Annotated in this window: 4 protein-coding genes; 3 read left to right on the top strand and 1 reads right to left on the bottom strand. The window is 54.1% G+C overall.

The genetic code is table 11. The annotated features are described in order from the left end of the window. Positions 1-49: 49 nt before the first annotated feature. On the bottom strand, positions 50-1,045 hold the full coding sequence (locus RTY00_RS21935) for an MsnO8 family LLM class oxidoreductase (RefSeq protein WP_179452703.1): 996 nt from the start codon (positions 1,043-1,045) through the stop codon (positions 50-52). Between the two features lie 370 nt (positions 1,046-1,415). Between RTY00_RS21935 and RTY00_RS21930 the strand changes: the two genes are divergently transcribed. The 3 genes from RTY00_RS21930 to RTY00_RS21920 form a co-directional block, all read left to right on the top strand. Next, positions 1,416-2,393: a TRAP transporter substrate-binding protein gene (locus tag RTY00_RS21930; RefSeq protein WP_008108819.1), complete on the top strand. Its 978-nt coding sequence runs from the start codon at positions 1,416-1,418 to the stop codon at positions 2,391-2,393. 48 nt (positions 2,394-2,441) lie between these two features. After that, positions 2,442-2,948, top strand: a complete 507-nt coding sequence (locus RTY00_RS21925; protein ID WP_179452704.1) for a TRAP transporter small permease — start codon at positions 2,442-2,444, stop codon at positions 2,946-2,948. 12 nt (positions 2,949-2,960) lie between these two features. Next, positions 2,961-3,579: TRAP transporter large permease subunit (locus RTY00_RS21920; RefSeq protein ID WP_312666221.1), on the top strand; the 619-nt coding region annotated here is incomplete at its 3' end.

Genomic DNA, 3,579 nt, shown 5'->3' with positions numbered 1-3,579 from the left:
CAGCTGATGTTCGCTAAATTGCGTCATACCTGCCTCCGTAAGCAGCAAATCAAGCTGTGACTAACCGGTGAGTGGCCAACAGTTCGAGTGATTTCACGCGCGCCTGCTCTTCAGCCACCGGCGTATCAATCACGAACTCTTCAATGCCGAAGTGCTGATGCAGCGCATCCAGCTTGGCATGCACCTGCGCGGCGGTGCCTTTCAGCAGCGATGGCGTGCGTGGTTCGATCACGTAATCGCTGTAACCGCCCTGACGCACGTAACGTTCGGCCTGCTCGACGCTGCCGACGTTAACGCTTGGGCCATCTTTCACGCTGACGTGATACACGCGCAGGTTATCCACCAGCAGATCGGCTTCTGCCGGAGAATCTGCCACCACCACTTGCACCGCCACCAGCGCGCGCTGGCCGTTGCTGTGCTGGCGATAGCTGTTGAGGACTTTTTCCATTAATTGCGGATCGCCATTGTGGTGCGCAGCGAACACCAGTTGCCAGCCGAGCTCCGCCGCCAGTTTGGCGCTCTCTTCGCTGGCACCCAGAAGGAAGCGATTGGCCGGACGCGGCGGCTGCGGCGTGGCACGAAGAATCTCTTCGTCGCCCACCGGCGGCACTTGCAGCCAGCTATCCAGCAGCGTCAACTGTTCGGCGAAGCTGCCTTTCTCCTGCAGATGCACGCCAAGCTGCAGCGCACGCGTCGAGAGCGGCAAGCCGCCCGGCGCTTTGCCGACACCGACATCAATGCGTCCGGGCGCTAATGACGCCAGCAGGTTGAAGTTTTCCGCCACTTTGTACGGGCTGTAGTGTTGCAGCATCACGCCGCCGGAACCGACGCGAATATGTTGCGTCTGTCCGATGATCCAGGCGATCAGCAGTTCCGGCGACGGGCTCGCCAGACGATCGCTGTTGTGATGTTCCGCCAACCAGAAGCGGTGATAACCCCAGCTTTCCGCCTGCTGCGCCAGCTGTAAAGTGCGGTGAAGCGCGTGGCTGGCTGTCTCTCCATCAGCAATCGGCGATTTATCCAGCAAACTCAGTCGGTATGACATGCGCCTTATCCTTTTCGTCATGAATATGGCGAGTAGTGTGTGGCGCAGAAGGCGGGTTCGTAAAACATGATATTGTCGTATCTATATTTACTTTATGCATATCAGGGAGATAGATTGGACCATTTGGTTTAAACTCCTTTGAAAACACACAATTATCCCCGCTAAATATGGATTGTTGCGGCGATGTTTTGAAAATGTGATATTCAATATAAAATTATTAAAACATCGTTTCAAAATGTGACGCAATTCATCCAATCGCAATTCCCTTATTTTTCCAGCCACTATTTTCTCTATGCTGGCAACACGCGGCACCTCTCGACAAAATCAATGCGCCGCACCTTCCTGCCTCCCCCTTAGCTGGAGAAAAAGCATGACGTTTAAAAAATTACTTCTGGTAGTTTCGTTATCCTCTGCGGCAGCGTTTTGCCCTGCTGTGGCGTCCGCTAAAGTCATCAAAGTAGCCGAAGTACAACCAGCGGGTTATCCCACCGTGGTGGCACTGGAACACATGGGCGAGAAACTGAAAAAAGCCACTGACGGGCGGTTAGAAATGAAGGTTTACGCCGGTGGCGTATTGGGGGATGAAGACCAAACGCTGCAGCAGGTGCAACTGGGCGCGATTGATATGATTCGCGTATCGCTGGCACCGGTCACCAGCATCGCGCCGGAAACCAGCGTATTAACCTTGCCGTATGTTTTTCGCGATGAGGACCATATGCACAAGGTGCTGGATGGTGATATCGGGAAAAATATCGTCGAGAAATTCGATAACGATCCCAACGCCCGCATGATTTTCCTCGGCTGGACCGATGCCGGTGTGCGCAACATGATCACCAAAAAACCGATCGCCAAACCCGAAGATCTTAAGGGCATGAAAATCCGCGTGCAAAACAGTGCGATCTCGTTGGCGACCTTGAAAGCGATGGGAGCGAATCCGGTCGCCATGGGCGTGAGCGAAGTGTTTAGCGCCATGCAAACCGGCGTGGTGGATGGCACTGAAAACAACCCGCCCACCTTTGTCGCCCACAACTATATGCCCGTCGCCAAGTACTACACCCTCACCGGCCACTTCATTCAGCCTGAAATGATTCTTTACTCCAAACCGTTGTGGAATCGTCTCTCGGCGGATGACCAGGCGTTGCTGAAGAAATTAGGTAAAGAGGCGCAGGAGGAAGAACGTCAGCTTTGGGCAACCTACACCCAGCAATCCATCGAGAAGATGAAAGCCGGTGGCGTGACCTTCCAGGAAACCGATCGTGAAACCTTCATGAAAGCCACGCAGCCGGTGCGCGATCAGTTTGGCGGCAAATATCAGGATTTGATGAAACAAATTGCTGATGTGAAGTAATCCTCCCTACGCCGCGTGCCTGCGTGGCGTTTTAACCAGGTAAACATTATGACTGCATATTCTCGTCTGATGGATGGGCTTTATTTGCTGTGCATGGCGATTGCCGCCGTCGCCTTGCTGATCATGGTAACGGTGATTCCCATCGGGATTTTCTCACGCTATGTGCTGAACGACGCGTTATCCTGGCCAGAACCGGTCGCCATCATTTGCATGATCATCTTTACCTTTATTGGTGCGCCAGTCGGGTTCCGCGCCGGTACGCATATTTGCGTCTCGATGATGACCGACCGGCTCTCGCCCGCCAATCAGCGCTGGCTGCTGAAGTTGTCTGATGCGCTGATGATCATCACCTGTCTGGTGATTTTCCGCGCCAGTTACAACCTGTGTGAAGCGATGTGGGTGCAAACGCTGGCTTCATTACCAGCCGTGACCTACGGCGAAATGTATTTGCCAATTCCGGTCGGCGCGATCTTTACGCTGTTGTTTGTGATTGAGCGATTGGTTAATGGCGATCAAAGCCAACGCGCCATCGTGACTCTTGGCGGCACCCACTAAGCGGAGAAGAAAATGGACGCACTGATTTTGATAGGCAGTTTGGTGGTGTTGCTGCTGGTGGGTTTCCCGGTGGCATTCGCCGTTGGATTGAGCGCCTTTATCGGCGCATGGTGGATCGACTTACCGCTGGAAGCGGTGGTGATTCAGATTACCAACGGCATCAATAAGTTTTCGCTGCTGACCATTCCCTTCTTTATTCTGGCTGGCGCGATCATGGCGGAAGGCGGCATTGCCCGGCGGCTGGTCAACTTTGCCTATATTTTCGTAGGCTTTATTCGCGGCGGTTTGTCGCTGGTGAATATTGTCGCCTCAACCTTCTTTGGCGCGATTTCGGGATCTTCGGTAGCGGATACCGCCTCGATTGGGTCGGTGATGATTCCGCAGATGGAGGAGAAAGGTTATCCACGTGATTTCGCTGCGGCGGTGACCGCCAGCGGCTCGGTACAGGCGGTTTTAACCCCGCCCAGCCATAACTCGGTAATTTATTCGCTCGCCACCGGCGGCGTTGTCACCATCTCTTCCCTGTTTGTCGCCGGGATCATTCCCGGCCTGCTGCTGGGTTTCTGTTTGATGGTCATGTGCCTGGGATTTGCGCGTAAACGTGGTTATCCCAAAGGCGAGCGCATCCCTT

It is taken from the genome of Pantoea sp. CTOTU49201 (assembly GCF_032054795.1).
GTDB classification, from domain to species: Bacteria; Pseudomonadota; Gammaproteobacteria; order Enterobacterales; family Enterobacteriaceae; genus Pantoea; species Pantoea symbiotica.
Note: the sequence above shows the minus strand (reverse complement) of the source record. Positions and strands in the feature narration are given on the sequence as shown.